Raw genomic sequence first — 19,995 nt, 5'->3', positions numbered from 1 at the left:
AGCTTACGCGAGGGGTGCCAGGTGTTCCATGCCGGTCTCCACGGGGAGGCCGCACATGAGGTTCGCGTTGGCGAGCGCCTGTCCGGCCGCGCCGCGGCACAGGTTGTCAATGACCGAAAGGATGACGAGGCGCCCGGTGCGCGCGTCCACGGCGAGCCCGATGTCGCAAAACATGCTGCCGCGCACAAAGCGCGTTTCGGGGAGGCTCCCGGCCGGGAGCACGCGCACCCAGGGGCTGGCCTCCCAGGTGCGGGAAAAGGCGTCGTGCGCCTCTTCCAGCGTGAGGCCGGGCTTCTTGATAGTGGTATAGATGGTGGAGAGGATGCCGCGGTTCATGGGCACGAGATGCGGCGTGAACTCAAGCCGCACGTCCTCGCCCGCCACGCGCGAGACCTCCTGCTCCATTTCCGGCGTGTGCCGGTGCCGGGGGAGGCCGTAGGCGCGGAAATTGTCCGACACTTCGCAGAAAAGCGTGGGCACCGCCGCCTTGCGGCCCGCGCCGCTCGCGCCGGACTTGGAATCCACGATGATGCCGCCGGGCTCCACGAGGCCGTTCTTGAGCGCGGCGTACAGGCCGAGGATGACCGAGGTGGGATAGCAGCCCGGGTTTGCCACGAGCTTGGCGCGGGAAATCTCGGCCGCGTAGAGCTCGGGCAGGCCGTAGACCGCCCGGGGCAACACCTCGCGGCAGGTGTGGGGCGCGCCGTACCACTCCTCATAAACTTGGGCGTCATGGAGCCGGAAATCGGCGGAAAAATCCACCACCTTGACGCCGGCCTCGAGCAGGGGCGGCGCGAGGCGCATGGCCGTGCCCGCCGGGACGGCCATGAACACGAGGTCGCACGTTTTCGCGGCCTCCCCGGCGTCGAACACGCTGATGACCACGTCCGCCCCGGGGAGCTGGCGCAGGAAGGGATAAAAATCCCCCAGGCGCCTGCCCGCCTCGGCCCGCGAGCAGGCCAGCGTGAGGCGCATGGCCGGATGCGCCGTCAGAAGGCGCGCCAGCTCCATGCCCGCATAACCGCTGATGCCCACAAGGCCCACATTGATGCTTTTCATGGCACTCCCGCCCCTTGATCAGGAAAGGTTATGTTATACCAAGCAGTTGGCAGAATATTCCATAATTCCGTCTGGAGCGCAGCGGAAGACGGGTGCTGGTGCCGGAAGAATCCTAAAAAATAAGATTTTTCGGTGCTGGCGCGCTAGCCGTTGGCGAGTCCACGAGCCTTGCGGATAGCGACAGTGATAGCGTTGACTTACCAGCGCGCTAACTAACTGCTGTCTTCATCCGTAGCTTCCTTCGTCGCAACGGCTGAGGCAAGGAAGATAAAAATTTCCGAAGGGAGTGTACTCAAGTACTCGACCGAGGAAATTTTTCTCTGACGCAGCCAGCACCGAAAAGGCTGTTTTTGACGGATAATTTCGGCGTCACCCGTGCAGCACAGGTGCACCACCAACTTGGCAATATAACAAAGCCTCAGGGAAAGAACAAGCGCCGGTCAGGCGCCCGCGCCCTTGCCCGCCGCGGCTGAGCCCGCCTTGGCGTCGCTGTTGATGACGAACTTGAGGTGCAAATCGCAGAGAATCTGGTCGAGCAGCGCGCGCTCCTTGGCGTTGAGCCCGCCCTCGGTCTTCTGGCGCAGCATTTCCAGTACGTCGATATTGTGCCGCGCGAGCAAGAGGTCGCGCGTCACGCGGCCGGTGGCCGGGTCCGGCACTTCGCCGAGGCCCACCAGCGCGGCCGAGGCCAGCGAAATGATGAACGCGGAAAAGGTCACTTCGGGCATGGGGCTCGGGCCCGCGCACGCGCCGGAACAGGCTCCGCAGCCTTCCTTGCCGGCGCCCTGGGAACTGGTCTTGTCAGTCATGGAAACCTCGTAGGCCGACGGTTTGCCGCGAGCGCGGTTTCGTCCGCGGCTCCCCAAAACATAAGGCCTCTCCCGCGCGAGGCAAGGCCTAGCTGCGGATGCCGGCCCGGGCCGGGATGATGCCGGGCCCCAGCTCCAGCGCGGCGCGGTAGGCGCTCATGGCCGTCTCGAGATAATCGCGCGCCGCGGAATAGCCGCCCATGCCGATGAGGCCGCGGTCGAGCGCGTAGAGCCCGGCGAGCGCGTCGGCCCAGTCCACCCAGCCCATGTGGCCGATGCGCACGATGCGGCCCTTGAGCTGGTCCTGGCCGCCGGCCATGCACACGCCCCAGTCCTCCATGGCGAGGCGCAGCACGTCCCCGCCGTTGACCCCTTCCGGGAGCCACACGCTCGTGAGGCCCCAGGCGAAATGCTCCTTCGCGAGCGGCGCGAGCCCCATGGCCGCCGTGCCCGCGCGCACGAGCATGGTCAGCGCCCACTGCTTCGTGTAGACGAGCTCAAGGCCGTTTTCGAGCAGCATGTCGAGGCTCGCGTCCAGCCCGACGATGAGGTTCACGGGCGTGGTGAAGAGCGTCTGGCCCTTGAGCACGTTGTCGCGCTCGCGCGCAAGGTCGAAATAAAAGCAGCCCGGCCGCGTGGCCTCGGCCTTTTTCCAGGCGCGCGGCGAGAGCGCCAGCAGGGCGAGCCCCGGCGGCAGCATGAGGCCCTTTTGCGAGCCGGTGAGCAGGCAGTCGAGCTTCCAGTCGTCCATGGGGCAGGGCGAGATGCCCACGGCCGAGATGCCGTCCGCCACCAGCAGGGCCTCGCGGCCCACCATGAGGTCGGCCACCTGGCGCACGGGGTGCAGCACGCCCGTGGAAGTCTCGCAGACCTGGATGAGCACGCCCTTGATGGATGGGTCGGCGTCGAGCGCGGCGGCCACGTCCTCGGGGCGCACGGCCTCGCCCCACGGCACGCGCAGGCTCGCCACGGCCAGCCCGCGCGAGGCCGCGATGTTGCGCCAGCGCTCGCCGAACTTGCCGCCCTCCACCACCAGCACCTTGTCACCGGGCTCAAAGAGCGAATACACGGCCGCGGTCATGGCGCCCGTGCCCGAGCAGGAGAGCGGCAGCACCGGGCCCTCGGTGCCGAAGAGCAGGCGCAGCTTTTCCTGCACGCGACGCATGATTTCGGCGAACGCACGCTTGCGGTGGTGGATCATGTCCTGGGCGAGGGCCAGGCGCACGCGCTCGGGCAGCGGGGTGGGGCCGGGGGTGAGCAGGCGGGTTTTGTTGAACATGGTGTCTCCGCGGAAGTGCCGCTCAGTCAAAACGGACGATGCGGCATTTGAGATAGGCCGTTTCCGGCATGGCCACATGCACGGGATGGTCGGACCCCTGGGCGCCCGTATAGAGGAGGCGCGCCGGGCGCCCGAGCTTCGCCGAGGCGTGCGCTATTGAGCGCCCGAGCTCGGCCCCGTCGAGGTGGTGCGAGCAGGAGGACGTGGCGAGCACGCCCCCGGGCGCGAGCAGTCTTGCGGCCAGAAGGTTGATCTTGCGGTAGGCGGCGAGGCCCTGGGCCGCGTCCTTCCTGCGCTTGATGAAGGCCGGCGGGTCGAGGCTTATGAGCGAATAGCGGCGGCCGGCCGCGGCCAGCTCGCCAAGGCGCTGGAAGGCGTCGCCGAGGATGGTCTCCACGGCCGCGTGCGGAGCGTTCGCCGCCATGTTGCGGCGGGAAAGCGCGAGCGCCGGCTCCGAGGCGTCGAGAAAGGTCACGGAGCGGGCGCCATGGGCCGCCGCCGTGACGCCGAAGCCGCCCACATAGGAAAAAATGTCCAGCACGTCCGCGCCCTTGGCATAGCGCGCGAATTCGCGCCGGTTGGCGCGCTGGTCATAGAACCAGCCGGTCTTCTGGCCTTGCGCGGCCGCCACGGTGAAGCGGCAGCCGTTTTCCGGCACTTCGAGGAATTCCGGCACTGGCCCGGAACTCTCCGGCAGCCGGGAAAGCCCTTCCAGGCCGCGAGCCGGGATGTCGTTGTCAAAGCGCAGGGAGGCGGGGTGGACCAGTTCCTCGAGGGCGCGCACGATGAGATCCCTTCGGGCCTCCATGGCCGCCGTGCCGAGCTGGAGCGTGAGGTGGGCGCCGTAGCGGTCGATGACGAGCCCGGGGAGGTAATCCCCCTCGCCGTGGCAGAGGCGGTACCACGGTTCGGAAAAATACTGCTCCCGCGCCGCCAGCGCCGTGGCGAGGCGTTCGCGCAGGAGGCCTTCGTCCAGCGGGATGCCGGGCCTCTTGCTGTGCAGCCGCCCGCAGATGAGCGAAGCGGGATTGACGCAAAGGCTGCCGAGCGCCTTGCCGCGCGCGTCGAGCAGGGTGGCCTCCTCGCCGGGGGCGAAGTCCGTAAGCGGGGTCCTTTTGGTGTCCACCTCGTTGGAAAAGACCCAGAGATGCCCCGCGCGGATGCGCCGGTCTTCATCCTTTTTAAGCACAAGGCTGCGCATCCTAGCGGCCCCCGCTCCCGGCCTGGCGCATGGCCTGGCCCAGAGTGAGCGGCCCGGGCGTGGCCTCGGCGCTCACGAGCGCCCCGGCATTGCCCTCGCCCACGGTGACGATGGCTTCCAGCAGGTTGAAAGGCTTGCGCGCGGTGAGGGCGAGCGTGCCCGGCCGCTCCACAAAGGTCTCGAGGGCGGCGCGCAGGGCCGCATTTTCCGGCGCTGGCCCGGAACAAAAGCGGGCGAGGCCCACCTTGATGACCATCATGGCCGCCTCGGCCGAGGGCATGAAGCTCGCCGCGAGCCGCGGCAAAAGCCCCTGATCGGTGTAGCGCAGCGAGGCGGCGGAATAGGTGCCGCGCAGGGCGGCGAGCTCGGCGCCATAGCCCTGCGGGTCGAGCGTGAAGGCATAGGCCACGGTGCAGAGCTCCCGGGCGGCGATAGTGCCGCTGTGCTGCTCGGGCCCCGAAGGCCCGGCGCCCGTGCCGCGCACGGCGAGCGTGGCGTCGAGCGCGAGCGTGGAGAGGCCGGGCAAGGCGAAGCCGCCAGCCTGCGTGAGCGGCGCCGTGGGCATGGAAAAGCCCTCGATGGCGAGCTCCTGGTCCAGCGGCTTCGTGGCGCGCCAGGTGAGGGCCGCGCGCTGGAGCTTGAGGTCGCTGCCTTCAGGAGCTCCGGCGATGGGCAGCACAAGGCCGGTGAGGACGCAGGAGCCGGCCAGCGGCTCCGGGCCGGAAAAGGCGGTCTTGAGGGCCTCCTGAAGCCGCTTTTCCGAGAGCTTTGGCCGGGCCAGCTCCTGCAGGAGCGGCCGCAGCAGCGCCTTTTCCGGCAGGGCGATGGCCTCCTCGCGCAGGGAGGCGATGCTGACGGCCTGCCCGTCCGGCAGCTCGCAGCGGATGCCGCGCGCCTCCTGTTCGGCCATGTGGCGGCGCTCGAGGCCGCGCGTGAGGAATTCCGCACAGCTCAGGGAAAAGCTTTCGCCGCTTTGCGGCGCGTCCATGGCGAGGGCGAGGCCTGTTATGCGGAAGTCCGCCACGGCGAAGCCATAGAGCCAGTCAAGGGCGTCAGGCTCACTGGCGGCGGGGCTGCCTGTGAGGAGGACGCGCAAGAGGGCGCCGTCCACGGCCACGTCATTGGCCGTGGCGTCCGTGGCGGAAAGGTTCATGGCAAGGCCGGGCTCGGCCACCGCGCAGGTGAGCTCCCGGGCGTCCAGGCTGTCGGCAACGGGGATGAGCTCCGCACCGGGCTCCCCTGCGGGCAGGAGGAAGCGGGCGAGCGGCGTGGTGAGAAGCATGCCGCGCACAGTGAGGCGCAGCCTGAGCTCCTCGGCGGTGGAGAGGAAGCTGCCCCGGCTTGCGCCGCCCTCGCCTGTGAGCGCGCCCTGAAGGCGGATATTGCGCAGCGTGAGCTCGCGCGAGGGCAGCGAAAAATGGACATCTTCCACTTGCGGCGCCTCGAGCGCGATGCCCTGGGCGGCAAGCCCGGCGGGAAGTTCCGCCAGCTGCCGGCGCGCGGCGTCCTCCACGAAGCCCGGAACGAGCGCGCAGGCGAGGCCGGCGAAGGCCGCCAGGAGCAGGAGGACGACGATGGCCGCGCGGCGGGGGAGATTCTTCATGGTGTCCTCGGCATCCTGCGGCCGGTGCGCAGAAAGGTTTGGCGGGCCTTGGGCGCGCAGGGGGGCTTGTCCCGTGGCGGGGCGCATGGTAAAAGCGGCGTTTACGCCGGTGGCGGCGCAAGCCGCTTGCGGAGCCTGCGACCTGTGGAGCGGTAAACGGGCCCCGGCAACCGCGCCGGGCTGTTCATAAAATGCCCTGCGCCGCGCGTCAAGCAAGGCCCGTTGAGGAAGAGGGAGCCACATGACCGACTCTGGCGCCGACCAGCACCGCCCGCTTGCGGACAGCCCCGAAGGCCCGGGCGCGCCTGCCGGAACCGGGGCTCCCGCTGCCGCCGCGCCCGGGGACGGGGGCGCCCACGGCAAGGGCGGCAAGGGCGAATCCCGCGGCCTGAGCGTGCCCGACATCTGCCTTGACGCCGGGGAGGAGGCGGAATTCATCCACCCAGCCGACCTCGCCGACCATCTCGAAAACCTCAGCCTCGAAAAGCGCGTCTGCGCGCTCAGGCACATGTCCACCGAGGACGCGGCCGAGGCCTTGGCCGAGCTCGAGGGCAACGCGGCCGTGGACGTGCTTGAGAATCTCGACGCGGACGTGGCCGCACAGATCATCGCCGAGATGGCGCCCGACGACGCCGCGGACGTGCTCGACGAGCTCGACGAGGAGCACCGCGATGTCCTCCTCGAACGGCTCACCCGTGAAGATTCCGAAGAGCTCCGCAATCTCCTGAATTTCGACCCGGACTCCGCCGCCGGCGTCATGAACACGGAGATCATCCTGCTCGAGCATGACCTCACCGTGGACGAGGCCATCGCGCATATCCGGCGCGAGATGTACGCGGACAAGGAGAGTCCCTATTACGGCTATGTGGTGGACGACCACGACACGCTCGTGGGCGTGCTCTCCCTGCGCGACCTCATGCTGGCGCGGCCCGGCACCGTGGTGGGCGACGCGGTTTCGGGCCAGAACGTGGTCAGCGTCACCTACGACACGGACAAGGGCGAGGTGGCGAACCTGCTCTCGCACTACAATTATCTCGCCATGCCCGTGGTGGACTACGAGGGCCACATCATGGGCGTCGTCACCTATGACGACATCATGGACATCATCCACGACGAGGCCAGCGCCGACATGCTCGGCATGGTGGGCGCCGACCCGGAGGAGAGCGTGGATACCCCGTGGCTCGAGAGCGTGCGCAAGCGCCTGCCCTGGCTCGCGGTGAACATGCTCAATTCCGCGCTGTCGGCGTCCGTGGTCTACATGTTCGAGGGCACCATCGCCCAGATGGCCGTGCTCGCCGTGCTCATGCCCATGGTGGCCAACCAGGCCGGCAACACGGGCCAGCAGGCGCTGGCCGTCATGATCCGCCAGCTCGCCACCGACCGCTTCGACCACAGAAAGGCGTGGAAGGCGGTCTTGCGCGAGGGCAAGATCGGCCTCGCCACCGGGCTCTTCATGGCCCTGGCCTCCTTTCTCGGCGCATGGTGGTTCACGGGCAACCTGATGGTCGGCGGGGTCATGGGCGGGGCCATCCTCTGCGACATGTTTCTCGGGGCCGTGGCCGGCGGCTCCATCCCGCTCATCTTCCGCGCGCTCGGCCGCGACCCGGCGCAGGCCTCGAGCATCTTTTTGACCATGCTTACCGACGGCGCGGGCTTCTTCATCTTCCTGGGGCTCGCGAGCCTCATCTTGTTCTGAGGGCGCCCGCGGCGACCATCTTTTTAAGGAATTGCCCATGGCGCTTTCCCGCAAAACAAGGGCCCTCATCCTCGCCGCGCTCGTGCTCGCCTGCGCGGGCGCGGCCGTGGCCGGCTGGAAACTCTATGAGGGGCGAAAGCAGCCGGGCCTCGTCCTCTTCGGCAATGTGGACATCCGTCAGGTGGACCTCGGCTTCCGCGTGGGCGGGCGCATCGAGGCCGTGCTCGTGGACGAGGGCGACACCGTGGCCGAGGGCCAGCCGCTGGCCCGGCTGGATGCGGACATCTTGCGCCAGCAGCGCGACCAGGCGGCCGCCCGCCTCGCCGGCCAGAAGGCCGACCTTGCGAGGCTCGAGCGCGGCTACCGCGCGGAGGAGGTCGCCCAGGCGCGGGCGCAGGTGGCGGCGGCCAGGGCCGTGGCCGAAAACGCGGCCATCAACCTTCACCGCGTCACCGCCATGCGGCAGAGCAACGCCATCTCGCAAAAGGAGCTGGACAACGCCCGCGCGGCCGACCGCGAGGCCGCGGCCCGCCTGCGTTCCAATGAGGACCAGCTCGACATGCTCCTCTCCGGCTACAGGGAGGAGGACGTGCTCGCCCAGCGCGCCGCCGTGGCCGCGGCCGAGGCGGCATTGCGCCGCGCGGAGATAGACCTTGCCGACGGGGTGCTCCACGCGCCGCAAAAGGGCGTCATCCTCACCCGGGCGCGCGAGGCCGGGGCCATCGTGCAGCCGGGGCAGACCGTGTATACGCTCACCCTCACCGAGCCGGTCTGGCTGCGCGCCTATGTGGACGAGCCGAACCTTGGCAAAATCAAGCCCGGCATGCCCGTGCGCGTGGCCGTGGACGCGGCGCCGGGCAAGACCTTTCCGGGCACGGTGGGCTTCATCTCGCCCACGGCGGAATTCACGCCCAAGACGGTGGAGACGCGCGAGGTGCGCACCGCCCTTGTCTACCGGCTGCGCGTGCGGGCCGAAGACCCGGAAAATGTCATGCGCCAGGGCATGCCCGTGACCATCTTTGTGGACACGCCCGCCCCATGACGACGGAGCAGCCGGCGCCCGCGCAAGCCTCGGAGAACGCCGCTATCGTGCTCGAGGGCGTGCGCATGGACTTCGGCAGCGGGAAGCAGCGCAAGGCCGCCCTCAGGGGCGTCACGGCGAGCATCCCGGCCGGGCGCATCACCGGCCTCGTCGGCCCGGACGCCTCGGGCAAGACCACGCTCATGCGCCTGCTCGCCGGGCTCATGCTGCCCACGGGGGGGAGCGTGCGCATCTTCGGGCTCCCCGTGGACGAGCTCTTGAGGCGCGCGCCCAACAGCGTAGGCTACATGCCGCAGCGCTTCGGCCTCTACGAAGACCTCACCGTCATGGCGAACCTTGAGCTCTACGCCAGCCTGCGCGGCGTGGAGGGGGCGGCGCGCGAGGGGCTTTTCCGGCGGCTGCTCGCCTTCACGGCGCTTGCGCCCTTCACGGAACGGCTGGCCGGCCGGCTCTCCGGCGGCATGAAGCAGAAACTCGGCATCGCCTGCGCGCTTTTGGGCGCGCCGCGCCTGCTCCTTCTCGACGAGCCGGGCGTGGGCGTTGACCCGCAATCGCGCCGCGAGCTCTGGAGCATGGTGCAGGAGCTCTCCAAGGGCGGCATGACCGTGCTCTGGTCCACCTCCTACCTTGACGAGGCCGCGCGCTGCCCCGGCGTGGTCATGCTGGACAACGGCGCCACGCTCTTCGCCGGGCCCCCGCAGGAGCTTACCCGCAGAGCCTCCGGCCGCGTCTTCCTTATCAGGGACAGGACGCGGGGCGCCGATGCCGGCAACGCGCACCGGGAGGAGCTCGCCTACTGGACCATGAAGCCTGGCGTCATCGACGTGCTCATCCAGGGGAGCTCCCTGCGCGTGGTGCTCGCCGCGGACGCGCCCCCGGGCCTTAAGGAAGAAGTGCTCGCCAAAGGTGGCGAGCCCGTGGCGCCGCGTCTTGAAGACGCCTATATGGGCGCCGTGGGCGGCATCGACAAGCGGCCGTCGCCGTTCGGGAAGCTCCCGGGGGCTGCGGGGGGAGCGGCCGGGGCGGCTTCCCCGCCTTCCGGCCCGCGCATTGTGGCCAACCGCCTCACCCGCAAGTTCGGCGACTTCGTGGCCGCCCGCGACATCAGCTTCACGGTGGGCGCCGGCGAGATTTTCGGGCTGCTCGGGCCCAACGGCGCGGGCAAGTCCACCACCTTCAGGATGCTCTGCGGGCTCCTTCGGCCCACCTCGGGCGACTGCGCCGTGGCCGGGGTGGACCTGTTGCGCTCCGGCAGCGCCGCGCGCGAGCGTCTCGGCTACATGGCGCAGAACTTTTCTCTCTATCCCGACATCACGGCCCGGGAGAACATCGCCATTTTCGCGGACCTGTACGGGCTCTCCCCCGGGCGGCGCGACGCGCTCCTGCCGAGGCTCGCCGACGCGCTGGACCTCACGCCGTGGCTCAAGGCCCGCACGGGCACCCTGCCGCTGGGACTCAAGAAGCGGCTGGCGCTGCTCTGCGCCACGCTCCACGAGCCGCCGGTGCTCTTTCTGGACGAACCCACCTCCGGGGTGGACGTGCGCACGCGGCGCGATTTCTGGAAGCATATCTCGGCTCTCACCGCGGCGGGCGCGGCCGTGCTCGTGACCACGCACTTCATGGAAGAGGCCGAATACTGCGACCGCATCGCCCTCATCTACCGCGGCTCCATCATCAGCGTGGGCACGCCGGACGAGCTCAAGGCGCAGGTCACGGGCATAAGCGACCCCACGCTGGAGGACGCCTTCATCGCCCATATCGAGCGCTATGACCGGGAGCACCCGGTCTAGCCCCTCGCTTGACGGAGCCGGCCGCGTGGCCTAGTGTGCCGCCATGCCTTCGCTCTTCACCTATATGGCGCTCATCGTCGGCGTCAACTGGCTCTTCGTGGTCACGCCGCTTCTGGAACTGCCCAACGGCGAGCTGTGGTCCCCGGCCTCGCTCATCGTGGGCTTCGTCTTCGTGGTGCGGGATTTCGCCCAGCGCCGCGTCGGGCACCATATCCTCTGGGCCATGCTCGTGGGCTGCGCCGTGAGCTGGTGGATGGCCTCGCCGGAGCTCGCGCTGGCCAGCGCCGCGGCCTTTGCCGTGGGCGAGCTCGGCGACTGGGGGCTTTTCACCTTCACCCGCAAGCCCTTTTCGCAGCGCATCCTGCTTTCGAGCCTTCTGGGCGCGCCCTTGGACAGCCTCGTCTTCCTGCTGCTCATCGGCATCGCCTCGGCCGAGGGCATCGTCGCCATGAGCCTGTCCAAGCTGGCCGGCGCCTTTGTGGTCTTTTTCCTGGTGCGCCGCCGCGAGCGGCGCGAGGCCATGCCGGGCGCAGCGCCGGCGTAGGCATCAGAAGCCAGGAATTCCCGCTTTGGCCGCCTCGTCGGGATAGCGCGCGGCGATGCCGGCCGCAAAGGCCGCAAAGCGGTCTTCCAGGATGGCCGCGCGGGCCCCGCGCACGAGGCCCAGAAAATAGGTCAGGTTGTGCAGGGAGTTGAGCCGGAAGGACAGAAGCTCCTTGCTCACGAAAAGGTGCCGCAGATAGGCGCGCGAGAAGGTGCGGCAGGTGTAGCAGCCGCATGCCGGGTCGAGCGGGCCTTGGTCTTCCGCATATTCCCGCCTCTTGATGTTGATCTTGCCCTCGGACGTGTAGAGCGTGCCGTTGCGCGCGTTGCGCGTGGGCAAAACACAGTCGAACATGTCCACCCCGGCCAGGATGCCGAGCACGATGTCGAGCGGCGTGCCCACGCCCATGAGGTAGCGGGCCTTGCCTTCGGGCAGCAGCGGCGCCGTCATGCGCAGCATGGCGTGCAGCTCGGCCTTGCTCTCGCCCACGGAAAGGCCGCCGATGGCGTAGCCGTCAAAGTCGAGCGCGCGCAGTTCCTCCGCCGAGCGCCGGCGCAGGTCCTCAAAAAAGCCCCCCTGCACGATGCCGAAAAGCAGGTTCGGCCCCGAGCCCGCGGGCCACGCCGCGCGCGCCCGCGCCGCCCAGCGCGTGGTGAGGCCCACGGAGCGCTCGGTATAGGCGTGGTCGGCGCCGTAGGGCACGCATTCGTCAAGGGCCATCATGATGTCGGAATGGAGATTGCGCTGGATCTTGACCACTGATTCCGGGGTGAACAGGTGGCGCGAGCCGTCGAGGTGCGAGCGGAATTCCACCCCCTCCTCGCCAAGCTTGCGCAAGCCGCTCAGGCTGAAGATCTGGAAGCCGCCGCTGTCCGTCAGGATGGCCCCGGGCCAGGAGGCGAAGCGGTGCAGCCCGCCCAGCCGGGCGATGCGCTCGTCGCCCGGGCGCAGGTAGAGGTGGTAGGTATTGCCGAGGATGATGGGCGCGCCGATGGCCTCAAGGTCGTCCGGCGCCAGCGCCTTGACCGAGCCCACGGTGCCCACGGGCATGAAGATGGGCGTGGGGATGACGCCGTGCGCCGTGGCTAGCCTGCCGGCACGGGCCGCGCCGTCCTCGTGTTCGAGCGTAAAGGCAGGGTGGGACATGGGCGCGAGACTAGCCGCAAGCGCGCCCGCGCGCAAGCGCCGCGTTGCCGGGCGCCCGCGTGCCCCATTACATCTTGCGGCGCGTCCCGCTCACTGTGCCTCCACCACGGGGATGCGCGCCCTGAGCGCCCCGGGGAGCAGCTTCACGAGCGCGGAGAGGCGCTCGTAGTCCTCTCCCTCTCGGTGTTTCAGGATCTGGCAGATCTTTTCCTTCCAGCAGCGTGTCGTGGCCGTGGGCATGGGGCAGTCGAGCTGCCACATGGGATTGTTTTCTATGCTGAACAGCAAAAATTCTTCCCACTCGGGCGTGGCGATGCCGGCGAGCTCGCAGAGCAGGCTGAAGGGCATGGGGGTTTTCGCGTCCCACGGCCAGGCCCAGGCGAGCGGGAGGGTATCGCCGCTGGCCCATGCCGGCAGGGATTCGTTGGCCGGGATCTCCTTCTGGCAGCGGATGACGCGGATGAAGTTCTCCCACGCGAGGCGCGCGCCGTGCGCGGGCAAATGGCCCTTTCGGTTGCGCAAAAAGCCCCAGGGCTCGTCATGGGTGACCAGCCGGAACACGTAGGAGACGCCCCCCTGGGCCGGCTTTGCGAGGTCTATCCAGAGGATGCCGCGCGGGCCTTCGGGCTGCGGCGAGAAGCGGCGCATGCCTTCCTTTTGCAGGCCCTCCCAGGCGTCGGCATTTTTCTCCCACGGGTCATAAAAACCGAGGGCCACGGCGGTGGCGCGCTGCTCGCCGTCCTCCAGCACGGGGAGGCCATCCCCGCGCCGGAGCGTGAAGCTGCCGAGCGGGCGGCCGCTGACCACGGCCTCCCAGAAGTTCTCCACATCTTGCGCTGACCAGTTGAAGCCGGCCGAACCGGCCTTGAGCGCGATTTTCTGCTCGCCGGCGTCCGGGCAGTTCACCTTCCAGGAAGCCACTTCCTCAAGGTCGAGAGCGCGGGGCGCGTTGAGGGCATCCGGCATGGTCAGGCCCCCATATACGCGGGTTTTTCCTCGCCCACGCTGGTGGGCGCGGTGTGGCCCGAATAGAGGACGGTCGCGTCCGGGAGGGTGAGAATGCGGTCCATGATGCTCGCGTACAGGTCGCGCTCGTTGCCGCCCGGGAAGCGCGTGATGCCGGGGCCGCCCCTGAAGATGGTGTCGCCCACGAAGGCCGCGTTTTCCGCCGCGCTGTAAAAGGTGACGGAATCCGGCGTGTGCCCGGGCGTGGCGATGACTTCGAGCCCGAAGCGCGGGTTCGCCGGCAGGGAGATGAAGTCCCCGGGCTTGAAGAATTTCGCCTCGGTGAGCACGGACCAGCGCCCGCATTCCTGGCTCAGGTTGAGCGCCGGGTCGGTGAGGTAGGCCTCGCCGGGGGGCGAGATGTAGTAGGGCACGCCCAGCCGCTCATGGAGGAAGGGGATGGCGCCCGTGTGGTCGAAATGCCCGTGGGTCAGCAGGATGGCCTGGATGTCGAGGCCGTTCTGCTCGATGATCTGGAAAAGGCGCTCGGGCTCGGCGCCGGGGTCGATGAGAAAGCCCTGGCGCGTTGCCGGGTCAATGAAGAAATAGGCGTTTTCCGCGAAAACATCCTTGACTTCCACACGCTGGATCATGGCTCGCTCCTGCGGCAATGGGGGAATGGGCCGGCGTTGCGGCGGTTATTTGCGGCCGAAATCCACCGCGCAGCCGTCGGGGCCGCACTGCTGCGCCGCCGGGGCGCTCGTGCGGTTGCGCTGCAACAATTCCTTGAAGTCCCGCTCGGAGATGGCCCCGGGGATGGTCATGCCGTCCGGGAAGAGGAAGAAAGGCACCCCGCGCACACCGCGCTCGGCCGCGGCGCGCTCGTCGGCGCGCACTTCGTCGGCAAATTCGTCGGAATGGAGCATGGCGAGGATCTTTTCGCGCTCGAGGCCGGCCTCCTCACCCACCCCGAGAAGGGTAGACTCGTCGGCGAGCTTGAGGTTTTTGGTGAAATAGGCCGCGAAGAGCAGCTCGTTGGTCCTGGCGGCGATTTCCTTGTCACCACTGGCGAGCGCGAGCTTCATCAGGCGGTGGGCGTCGAAGGTGTTGGTATATTGGGTGGTCGCATAGCGGAAGTCGATGCCCGCCTCGCGCCCGAGGGCCGAGATGTGCTCGATCTGGGCCTGGGCCTGCGCGAGCGGCAGCCCGTATTTGCGGGCAAAGCGGGTGGCCGTGTCGGACTGCACCGTCCTGGGGGCGCCCGGGTCGAGCTCGAAGGCGCGGGGCTCGAAGGTGACCTCGCCATCCATGCCCAGCGCCTTGATGGCGTTGTGCAGCCGGCGCTCGGCGATGTAGCAATAGGGGCAGGCGTAGTCGCTCCAGTATATGATGTGCATGTGCGTTCTCCGTTGCCTTGAAGGGGGAAGTGAACTACCATCGGCACAAATGGCCGCCGGGGCGGAGCTTTCCGCCGTGAAGATTTTATAGCACTTGGCAAAAAAAAATGCAATGGCAGGCGCGGCCGGATTTTCGCCGCAGCGCGGGGAGGGGCCCATGACCGAAGAGCCAGTTGCCCAAAAGCGCTCCCAGCGGGGGCGCCCGCGGGAATTCGACCGTGAGCTCGCCCTGCGCAACGCGCTCAGGCTCTTTTGGGAGCAGGGCTACATGCAGACCACCATGAGCCAGCTCTGCCGGGCCATGGGCATCAAGTCGCCAAGCCTCTACTGCGCCTTTGGCAGCAAGGCCGAGCTTTTTCTGGAGGCGCTGGCCTTTTACAAGGCGACCTACTGGGGGCCGGTCTTCGCGCGCTATCTCGGCGAGGAAAATTTATATGAGGCGACAAAAAATCTTTTCGCCGCCACGGCGCGGATACTGCTTTCGCCCGACGCCCCCTGCGGCTGCCTGACCGTGTTTTCCGCCCTGACGCTGCCCGCCAGGGAAGAGCGCATCCTCGCCACCATCGCGAACATGCGCGCGGACACGCGCCAGGTCTTCCGCGAGCGGCTGAAAAAGGCCGTGCGCGACCGGGAAATCCCGGCGGATTCTGACATCCCGGCCATTACCGGCTCGTTGACCAATTATTTCGAGGGCCTGACCCTTCAGGCGCGCGAGCGGGACATCTGCCAGGCGGAATTGCTCGCCATCGCCCTGCGCGGGGTGAAACTTTTGCCGCCAGTTATGGGAGTGGAAGAAGCGAAGCAGTGAAAATGCCCGAAGGCGTGCCTGGCATTCGGGCGCGGCGGAAAAAATCAGGGTGGGGCCGGCCTCACCCCAAACATGAAGGGCCTTGCGCCTCTGCGGCGCAAGACCCTTCTGCGTTCAGGTGTTGAAAGCTCAGTACGCGCCGTCGGGATAGATGGCCGGGTTGCCAATGGTGGTCATGATGAGGGCGTTGCCGAGCCCTTCGAGCCACTTTTCCACGTCCTTTTCCGCGCCGCCCGCGGCCGTGCCGCGCACGGCGAGGCCCTTGAGCACCTTGGAGTGCGGCACCAGCTTCTTGAGGTCGTCCACGCTGTGGCCGAGCCCGCCGCCGCCATGCGTGTCAAAGGGGGCGATGGTGTGGCCGTCGAGCTTGTTCTGCTCCACGAAGGTCCAGACCGGCATGGGCATGCTGCTCCACCAGTTGGGGTAGCCGAGGAAGATGACGCCGTATTCGTCCGGGTTGGCGATTTTTGTTTTCACGGCCGGGCGGGCGTTCTCCTGCTGCTCCTTCTTGGCGAGGTCCACCGTGGCCTGGTAGTCGGAGGGGTAGGGCGTGGCGGGCTCGATTTCGAGAATGTCGCCGCCCACCTTCTTGTGGATGATCTCGGCGAGCTTGCGCGTGTTGCCGCTGTGGGAAAAATAGACCACCAGCGGCTTCTTGGGTTTGGCCGCGGCAGCGGCGCCAGCGGCCGGAGCCTGGGCCTCCGCGCCCCAGGCCGGGGCGGCACAGCCCACGAGGGGCAGCAGGCCCAGCGTCAGGGCGCCGGCCGTGGCCTGTTTCAGGAAGAAGCGCCGGGAGGGGCGAAAAGTGGCAGCCATGGGGAACCTCCTTGCGCGGCGTTGCCGCGCGGGCTGGGGGGCGCGTTTCCACAGCCGGAAGCCGGCCGCAAAAACGCGGTAGGCGGCAGGGAGAGCCCTGCCCCGTCAGGCGCAGGATAGCGCGGGCCGCGTGCGTCCGTAAAGCGGCGCGAACGGCAATTCCTTGCCTGAAATCTTCGCGCGTCGGCAGCTGCGGGCCCGCCTGCCTCAGCGGCGCTTGAGCAGCGGCGGCAGCCTTTCGGCAAGATAGTCGCCCATGCGGCGCACGAGGCGGCTTTCCGCCGCCACGAGCACATTATAGTCGCTGCCCTCGACCATTTCCTCGGCGGCGAAGATGCCGTCGGCGAGCGGCGCCTCCTTCCTGTCCAGCAGGGTCCAGCGGCTTTCCAGCACGGCCTTTTCGTTGAAATTGCCGTCCAGGCGCTGCACGTCGATGAGCAGCACATAGTCCCCGCCATTGGCCGTGCCCGTGGGCAGCACGGTGACGCCCGCCTCGAGCAGGGGCGGGGTCAGCGTCTCCTCCACCACGCGGCGCACGCCGTTGCTCACAGGCTCGGCCCAGAGGTGGAACTCGGCGAGGATGAGGCGTGTCTCGCCCGCAACGCGGCTCACGATATTGTTGCGGTTGAGGTAGCTCGGCACCTCCACCATGGCCACGCGCAGGGTGGCTGGCGGCAGCTCGTCGGCCGTCACGGGCGGCATGCCGCTTTCGAGGAGGTAATAATTGGTGGGCGTGCTGCGGCCGCAGCCGGCGAGCGCCGCGAGACCGAGGCCGAGAAGGGCCAGGAGGGTGAGTATGCGGGCCATCAGCGTTTTCCTTGCCTGCCCATGAGCAGGGCTTCGGGGTTGCGTTCGAGCATGTCCGCGAGGTTGCGCAGCGAGCGCACGGCGGAAATGGATTCCGTAAGCAGGCGGCGCACCTCGTTCATGGTGGGCGAGTCGCGGCCGAGCGTGTTCTCGGCGGAGTCGGCCACGCGGCGCAGGCGCTCCGCCGCCAGGGCGAGATTGTCCATGGCCGAGTGGAAGGAGGCCAGCGCCCCCGGGAGCTCCTTCTGCATGGCGCGGGTGGCGCCGTCCACCTGCGAGAGCGTGCTTTCCAGCGAGTGCCTGAGTGGGCTGTCGGAGAGCAGGCGCTGCGTCTCCGTGAAGGTGGCGGTGAAGGCCTCGATGCCGGCCTTGAGCTGGCCGTTGCCTACGGCGGCCGAGACATTTTCGAGGATGTTGGAGAGCGCGCCCATGAGCTGGTCGATGGGGATGCGCGCAAGCGTGCGCTGGAGCGTGTCGATGGGCGACGGCACCGTGGGTATCTCGAGGTCCGGCGTGGCCGAGCGGAAATTCATGGGCGTATCGGGGAAGAAGTCGAGCTCCACACGGTACTGGCCCGTGATGAGGCTCTGGAGCTGGAGGCGCGCCCTGAGGCCGCGCTCCACCATGCGCCGGATGATCTCCTGCTGGGCGGACTCGGAAAGGGCCCGGCCGCTCGCCCGGATGAAGCTGCGCTCGTCGATGCGGATGGTGACCGGGATGGTCACGTTGGAGTCACGCGCGTTGGCCACGAGGCTTATCTGGGTGACACTGCCCATGGGCACGCCGCGGAAGACCACGGGCGCGCCGATGGAAAGGCCGCTTACCGACCCGTCGAAATAGAGCACATATTCCACGTCGTTGTTGAACAGGCGCCCGCCGCCGAGCAGGATGATGCCCAGGGTGAAGAGCACGATGCCCCCCACCACGAAGGCGCCCACCATGGTTTTGTATGCTTGCGGAGTCATGCGTTTTCGTCCTTGGCCCGTGGTTCGGGGGAAGCGGCTGCTGCGGGCGTCCCGCCGGGAGGCGCGGGGGATACCGCCGGGCAGCCTTGCGGCCGGAGCGGGTTCTTGCCGCCGCGCGTGAGGAAGAGCAGGGCGTCCTCCTGGGTGTGCGGGTCTTCGGCGAGCGCGCGCGGGTTGCCTTTTGCCGTCACCGTGCGCGTCTTCACGTCGAGAAAGATGCCGTTGGTGGCGATGCTGAAGATGCTCGCGAGCTCGTGCGACACGATGACGAAGGTCGCGCCCAGCGTGTCGCGCAGCTCCTGGATGAGCTCGTCCAGGAGGTTGGAGCTCACCGGGTCCAGCCCGGCCGAGGGCTCGTCGAGAAAGAGGATCTCCGGGTCCAGCGCCAGCGCCCGCGCGAGGCCCGCCCGCTTGCTCATGCCGCCGCTGATTTCCGAGGGATAATAATCCTCGAAGCCCGCGAGGCCCACGAGCGCGAGCTTGAGCGAGGCGAGCTCGCGGATCTCGTCGTCGTCGAGGTCCGTATATTGCTGGAGCGGCAGGCCCACGTTCTCGGCGAGCGTCATGGAGCTCCAGAGGGCGCCGCTCTGGAAGAGCACGCCGGCGTGGCGCATGGCGGCGCGGCGCTGGGCCTCGGTGCCGTCCCAGAAATCCACCTTGCCGAAAAATTCCTTGCCGGCCTGCGGGCGCTTGAGGCCCATGAGCACATGCAAAAGCGTGCTCTTGCCGCAGCCCGACCCGCCCATGATGAAGAAGATGTCGCCCTTGCGCACCTCGAACGTCACATGGCGCATGAGCACATAGGAGCCGTAGCCCACCTGCAGGTCGCGCACGCTGAGGGCCGAATCCGGCGGCGGGCCGGCTGTGGCAGCGGTGGAGGCAAGCGGGGTATCGGCCATATGTCCCTCACACGCCGAGCACGTTGCAGATGATGGTGATAATGGCCGTCATGACGATGATGCCCACGATGGAATTGACCACGGCCCGCGTGGTGGTCTGGCCCACGGCCATGGCGCTTCGGCCGCAGCGCATGCCCTGGTAGCAGCCGGCGATGGCGATGACCACGCCGAACAGGGTGCCGTAAACAAGCCCGATGAGGATCTGCCGGTAGGGCACCATCTGCGCCGTGGCGTGGAGATATTCCATGGGGTTGAGGTTCAGCATGAGCGTGCCCACGAGAAAGCCGCCGATGATGCCCATGAGGTCGGCATAGATGGTGAGCAGGGGCACCATGAGCGTGAGCGCGAGCACGCGCGGCAGAACGAGGAAGTCCACCGGCGAGATGCCGAGGGTCTCGAGGGCGTCCACCTCCTCGTTGACCTGCATGGTGCCGATGAGCGCCGCATAGGCCGCGCCGATGCGGCCCGACATGACCACCCCCACCATGACCGCGCCCATGACGCGCAGCATGCCGATGCCCACGAGCCCCGCCACATAGATCTGCGCGCCGAACTGGGTGAGCTGCACCGCGCCCACGAAGGCGAGGATGAGCCCGAAGAGCATGCTCGTGAGCGAGATGATGGGCAGCGACTGCACGCCGCATTCATACATGGCGCTGATGAAGTCGCGCGAGCGCATGCGCGAGCGGCCGATGACGAGGTTCCAGACGGCGATGCTCACGTCGCCCAGAAAGGAGAGAAAATCCGCGATTCGCGGGGGGAGCGCCAGCGCCGCCGCGCCGATGCGCTCGAGGGTGTCGCCGCGCTCGGTCTCGCGTTCGGCGCCGGCGCGGGGGGGCACGGCGAAAGCCATCTCGATGAGGCGCTTGAGCCCCTCGGGGAGGTCGAGCGTGACCTTGAGCTTGCGCGCCCGCGCGCGCCTGACGAGCTGCACGAGGAAGACGAGCAGGCTGCTGTCCCACGAATCGAGGCCGCTTGCCGTGAGGGTGAGCCCGGTCAGGCGCTGGTCGGCAAGGCCGGCGAGCGCCGCGTCCGCCGTGGGCGGCCACGGGGTGTCCAGGTTCCAGCAGCCGCCCACGCTGACGCGCCAGACGCCGCCGACGGCGCCAGCCGTCACTTGCGGGCTCGATTCCATGCCGTTATCATACGCCACGCGGCTCGGTAAGCGCAAGCGTGTCGCGCTCCCGAC

At 68.2% G+C, this 19,995-nt stretch carries 19 protein-coding genes; 5 read left to right on the top strand and 14 right to left on the bottom strand.

Going from position 1 to position 19,995, the window contains the following annotated elements; genetic code table 11:
• Positions 1-3 precede the first annotated feature (3 nt).
• The 5 genes from argC to G7Y54_RS11540 all read right to left on the bottom strand — a co-directional run bounded on the left by argC (position 4) and on the right by G7Y54_RS11540 (position 5,951).
• Complete coding sequence (gene argC / locus G7Y54_RS11560) at positions 4-1,059, bottom strand: N-acetyl-gamma-glutamyl-phosphate reductase (protein ID WP_165079499.1); 1,056 nt, start codon at positions 1,057-1,059, stop codon at positions 4-6.
• A gap of 440 nt (positions 1,060-1,499) precedes the next feature.
• Positions 1,500-1,868, bottom strand: a complete 369-nt coding sequence (locus tag G7Y54_RS11555) for a DUF1844 domain-containing protein (RefSeq protein ID WP_165079498.1) — start codon at positions 1,866-1,868, stop codon at positions 1,500-1,502.
• 88 nt (positions 1,869-1,956) lie between these two features.
• Positions 1,957-3,147, bottom strand: coding sequence for an alanine--glyoxylate aminotransferase family protein (locus G7Y54_RS11550; protein WP_165079497.1), 1,191 nt, complete (start codon positions 3,145-3,147; stop codon positions 1,957-1,959).
• Positions 3,148-3,169: 22 nt separating this feature from the next.
• The gene (locus G7Y54_RS11545) at positions 3,170-4,348 is read right to left on the bottom strand and encodes a class I SAM-dependent rRNA methyltransferase (RefSeq protein WP_165079496.1); all 1,179 of its coding nucleotides are present in this window, start codon (positions 4,346-4,348) and stop codon (positions 3,170-3,172) included.
• A gap of 1 nt (position 4,349) precedes the next feature.
• Positions 4,350-5,951, bottom strand: a complete 1,602-nt coding sequence (locus G7Y54_RS11540) for a hypothetical protein (RefSeq protein WP_165079495.1) — start codon at positions 5,949-5,951, stop codon at positions 4,350-4,352.
• 241 nt (positions 5,952-6,192) lie between these two features.
• On the opposite strand from G7Y54_RS11540, the gene mgtE reads away from it, so the two are divergent.
• From mgtE to G7Y54_RS11520, 4 genes are read left to right on the top strand one after another with little or no spacing between them, the layout of a single operon-like run.
• The gene (mgtE, locus tag G7Y54_RS11535) at positions 6,193-7,647 is read left to right on the top strand and encodes a magnesium transporter (protein WP_206214957.1); all 1,455 of its coding nucleotides are present in this window, start codon (positions 6,193-6,195) and stop codon (positions 7,645-7,647) included.
• A 37-nt stretch (positions 7,648-7,684) separates the two neighbouring features.
• A complete protein-coding gene (gene hlyD / locus G7Y54_RS11530; protein WP_165079494.1) occupies positions 7,685-8,689 on the top strand; it encodes a secretion protein HlyD in 1,005 nt (334 codons plus the stop codon).
• Positions 8,686-10,479, top strand: a complete 1,794-nt coding sequence (locus G7Y54_RS11525) for an ATP-binding cassette domain-containing protein (RefSeq protein WP_165079493.1) — start codon at positions 8,686-8,688, stop codon at positions 10,477-10,479. Before hlyD ends, G7Y54_RS11525 begins: the two co-directional genes overlap by 4 nt.
• Positions 10,480-10,522: 43 nt before the next feature.
• Positions 10,523-11,023: a VUT family protein gene (locus G7Y54_RS11520; RefSeq protein WP_165079492.1), complete on the top strand. Its 501-nt coding sequence runs from the start codon at positions 10,523-10,525 to the stop codon at positions 11,021-11,023.
• 3 nt (positions 11,024-11,026) lie between these two features.
• Here G7Y54_RS11520 and tgt read toward each other — a convergent pair whose 3' ends face one another.
• The 4 genes from tgt to G7Y54_RS11500 all read right to left on the bottom strand — a co-directional run bounded on the left by tgt (position 11,027) and on the right by G7Y54_RS11500 (position 14,511).
• A complete protein-coding gene (gene tgt, locus G7Y54_RS11515) occupies positions 11,027-12,169 on the bottom strand; it encodes a tRNA guanosine(34) transglycosylase Tgt (RefSeq protein WP_165079491.1) in 1,143 nt (380 codons plus the stop codon).
• A 90-nt stretch (positions 12,170-12,259) separates the two neighbouring features.
• On the bottom strand, positions 12,260-13,135 hold the full coding sequence (locus G7Y54_RS11510; protein WP_165079490.1) for a hypothetical protein: 876 nt from the start codon (positions 13,133-13,135) through the stop codon (positions 12,260-12,262).
• 2 nt (positions 13,136-13,137) lie between these two features.
• The gene (locus tag G7Y54_RS11505; RefSeq protein ID WP_165079489.1) at positions 13,138-13,767 is read right to left on the bottom strand and encodes an MBL fold metallo-hydrolase; all 630 of its coding nucleotides are present in this window, start codon (positions 13,765-13,767) and stop codon (positions 13,138-13,140) included.
• A 45-nt stretch (positions 13,768-13,812) separates the two neighbouring features.
• Entirely contained in the window at positions 13,813-14,511 is a 699-nt protein-coding gene (locus G7Y54_RS11500) for a DsbA family oxidoreductase (protein WP_165079488.1), read from the bottom strand.
• 157 nt (positions 14,512-14,668) lie between these two features.
• Between G7Y54_RS11500 and G7Y54_RS11495 the strand changes: the two genes are divergently transcribed.
• Positions 14,669-15,319 (top strand): TetR/AcrR family transcriptional regulator, encoded by a 651-nt coding sequence (locus tag G7Y54_RS11495; RefSeq protein ID WP_165079487.1) that lies wholly within the window; start codon positions 14,669-14,671, stop codon positions 15,317-15,319.
• 129 nt (positions 15,320-15,448) lie between these two features.
• Here G7Y54_RS11495 and G7Y54_RS11490 read toward each other — a convergent pair whose 3' ends face one another.
• From G7Y54_RS11490 to G7Y54_RS11470, 5 genes are all read right to left on the bottom strand, one after another.
• The gene (locus tag G7Y54_RS11490) at positions 15,449-16,135 is read right to left on the bottom strand and encodes a flavodoxin (RefSeq protein ID WP_165079486.1); all 687 of its coding nucleotides are present in this window, start codon (positions 16,133-16,135) and stop codon (positions 15,449-15,451) included.
• A 207-nt stretch (positions 16,136-16,342) separates the two neighbouring features.
• Complete coding sequence (locus G7Y54_RS11485) at positions 16,343-16,942, bottom strand: PqiC family protein (protein WP_165079485.1); 600 nt, start codon at positions 16,940-16,942, stop codon at positions 16,343-16,345.
• Entirely contained in the window at positions 16,942-17,907 is a 966-nt protein-coding gene (locus tag G7Y54_RS11480; protein WP_165079484.1) for an MlaD family protein, read from the bottom strand. Before G7Y54_RS11480 ends, G7Y54_RS11485 begins: the two co-directional genes overlap by 1 nt.
• Positions 17,904-18,806: an ATP-binding cassette domain-containing protein gene (locus G7Y54_RS11475; protein ID WP_165079483.1), complete on the bottom strand. Its 903-nt coding sequence runs from the start codon at positions 18,804-18,806 to the stop codon at positions 17,904-17,906. The genes G7Y54_RS11480 and G7Y54_RS11475 overlap by 4 nt, the downstream gene beginning before the upstream one ends.
• Positions 18,807-18,813: 7 nt before the next feature.
• Positions 18,814-19,941, bottom strand: coding sequence for an ABC transporter permease (locus G7Y54_RS11470; protein ID WP_165079482.1), 1,128 nt, complete (start codon positions 19,939-19,941; stop codon positions 18,814-18,816).
• Positions 19,942-19,995 lie beyond the last annotated feature (54 nt).

This window comes from Desulfovibrio sp. ZJ746 (assembly GCF_011039155.1).
In the GTDB taxonomy this organism is placed as follows: Bacteria; Desulfobacterota; Desulfovibrionia; order Desulfovibrionales; family Desulfovibrionaceae; genus Desulfovibrio.
This window is presented reverse-complemented; position numbering and strand designations above follow the sequence as displayed.

Excerpts from the sequence above, each read along its gene's own strand:
- argC (WP_165079499.1), bottom strand. The coding sequence starts at position 1,059 with ATGAAAAGCATCAATGTGGGCCTTGTGGGCATCAGCGGTTATGCGGGC.
- G7Y54_RS11555 (WP_165079498.1), bottom strand. The coding sequence starts at position 1,868 with ATGACTGACAAGACCAGTTCCCAGGGCGCCGGCAAGGAAGGCTGCGGA.
- G7Y54_RS11550 (WP_165079497.1), bottom strand. The coding sequence starts at position 3,147 with ATGTTCAACAAAACCCGCCTGCTCACCCCCGGCCCCACCCCGCTGCCC.
- G7Y54_RS11545 (WP_165079496.1), bottom strand. The coding sequence starts at position 4,348 with ATGCGCAGCCTTGTGCTTAAAAAGGATGAAGACCGGCGCATCCGCGCG.
- G7Y54_RS11540 (WP_165079495.1), bottom strand. The coding sequence starts at position 5,951 with ATGAAGAATCTCCCCCGCCGCGCGGCCATCGTCGTCCTCCTGCTCCTG.
- mgtE (WP_206214957.1), top strand. The coding sequence starts at position 6,193 with ATGACCGACTCTGGCGCCGACCAGCACCGCCCGCTTGCGGACAGCCCC.
- hlyD (WP_165079494.1), top strand. The coding sequence starts at position 7,685 with ATGGCGCTTTCCCGCAAAACAAGGGCCCTCATCCTCGCCGCGCTCGTG.
- G7Y54_RS11525 (WP_165079493.1), top strand. The coding sequence starts at position 8,686 with ATGACGACGGAGCAGCCGGCGCCCGCGCAAGCCTCGGAGAACGCCGCT.
- G7Y54_RS11520 (WP_165079492.1), top strand. The coding sequence starts at position 10,523 with ATGCCTTCGCTCTTCACCTATATGGCGCTCATCGTCGGCGTCAACTGG.
- tgt (WP_165079491.1), bottom strand. The coding sequence starts at position 12,169 with ATGTCCCACCCTGCCTTTACGCTCGAACACGAGGACGGCGCGGCCCGT.
- G7Y54_RS11510 (WP_165079490.1), bottom strand. The coding sequence starts at position 13,135 with ATGCCGGATGCCCTCAACGCGCCCCGCGCTCTCGACCTTGAGGAAGTG.
- G7Y54_RS11505 (WP_165079489.1), bottom strand. The coding sequence starts at position 13,767 with ATGATCCAGCGTGTGGAAGTCAAGGATGTTTTCGCGGAAAACGCCTAT.
- G7Y54_RS11500 (WP_165079488.1), bottom strand. The coding sequence starts at position 14,511 with ATGCACATCATATACTGGAGCGACTACGCCTGCCCCTATTGCTACATC.
- G7Y54_RS11495 (WP_165079487.1), top strand. The coding sequence starts at position 14,669 with ATGACCGAAGAGCCAGTTGCCCAAAAGCGCTCCCAGCGGGGGCGCCCG.
- G7Y54_RS11490 (WP_165079486.1), bottom strand. The coding sequence starts at position 16,135 with ATGGCTGCCACTTTTCGCCCCTCCCGGCGCTTCTTCCTGAAACAGGCC.
- G7Y54_RS11485 (WP_165079485.1), bottom strand. The coding sequence starts at position 16,942 with ATGGCCCGCATACTCACCCTCCTGGCCCTTCTCGGCCTCGGTCTCGCG.
- G7Y54_RS11480 (WP_165079484.1), bottom strand. The coding sequence starts at position 17,907 with ATGACTCCGCAAGCATACAAAACCATGGTGGGCGCCTTCGTGGTGGGG.
- G7Y54_RS11475 (WP_165079483.1), bottom strand. The coding sequence starts at position 18,806 with ATGGCCGATACCCCGCTTGCCTCCACCGCTGCCACAGCCGGCCCGCCG.
- G7Y54_RS11470 (WP_165079482.1), bottom strand. The coding sequence starts at position 19,941 with ATGGAATCGAGCCCGCAAGTGACGGCTGGCGCCGTCGGCGGCGTCTGG.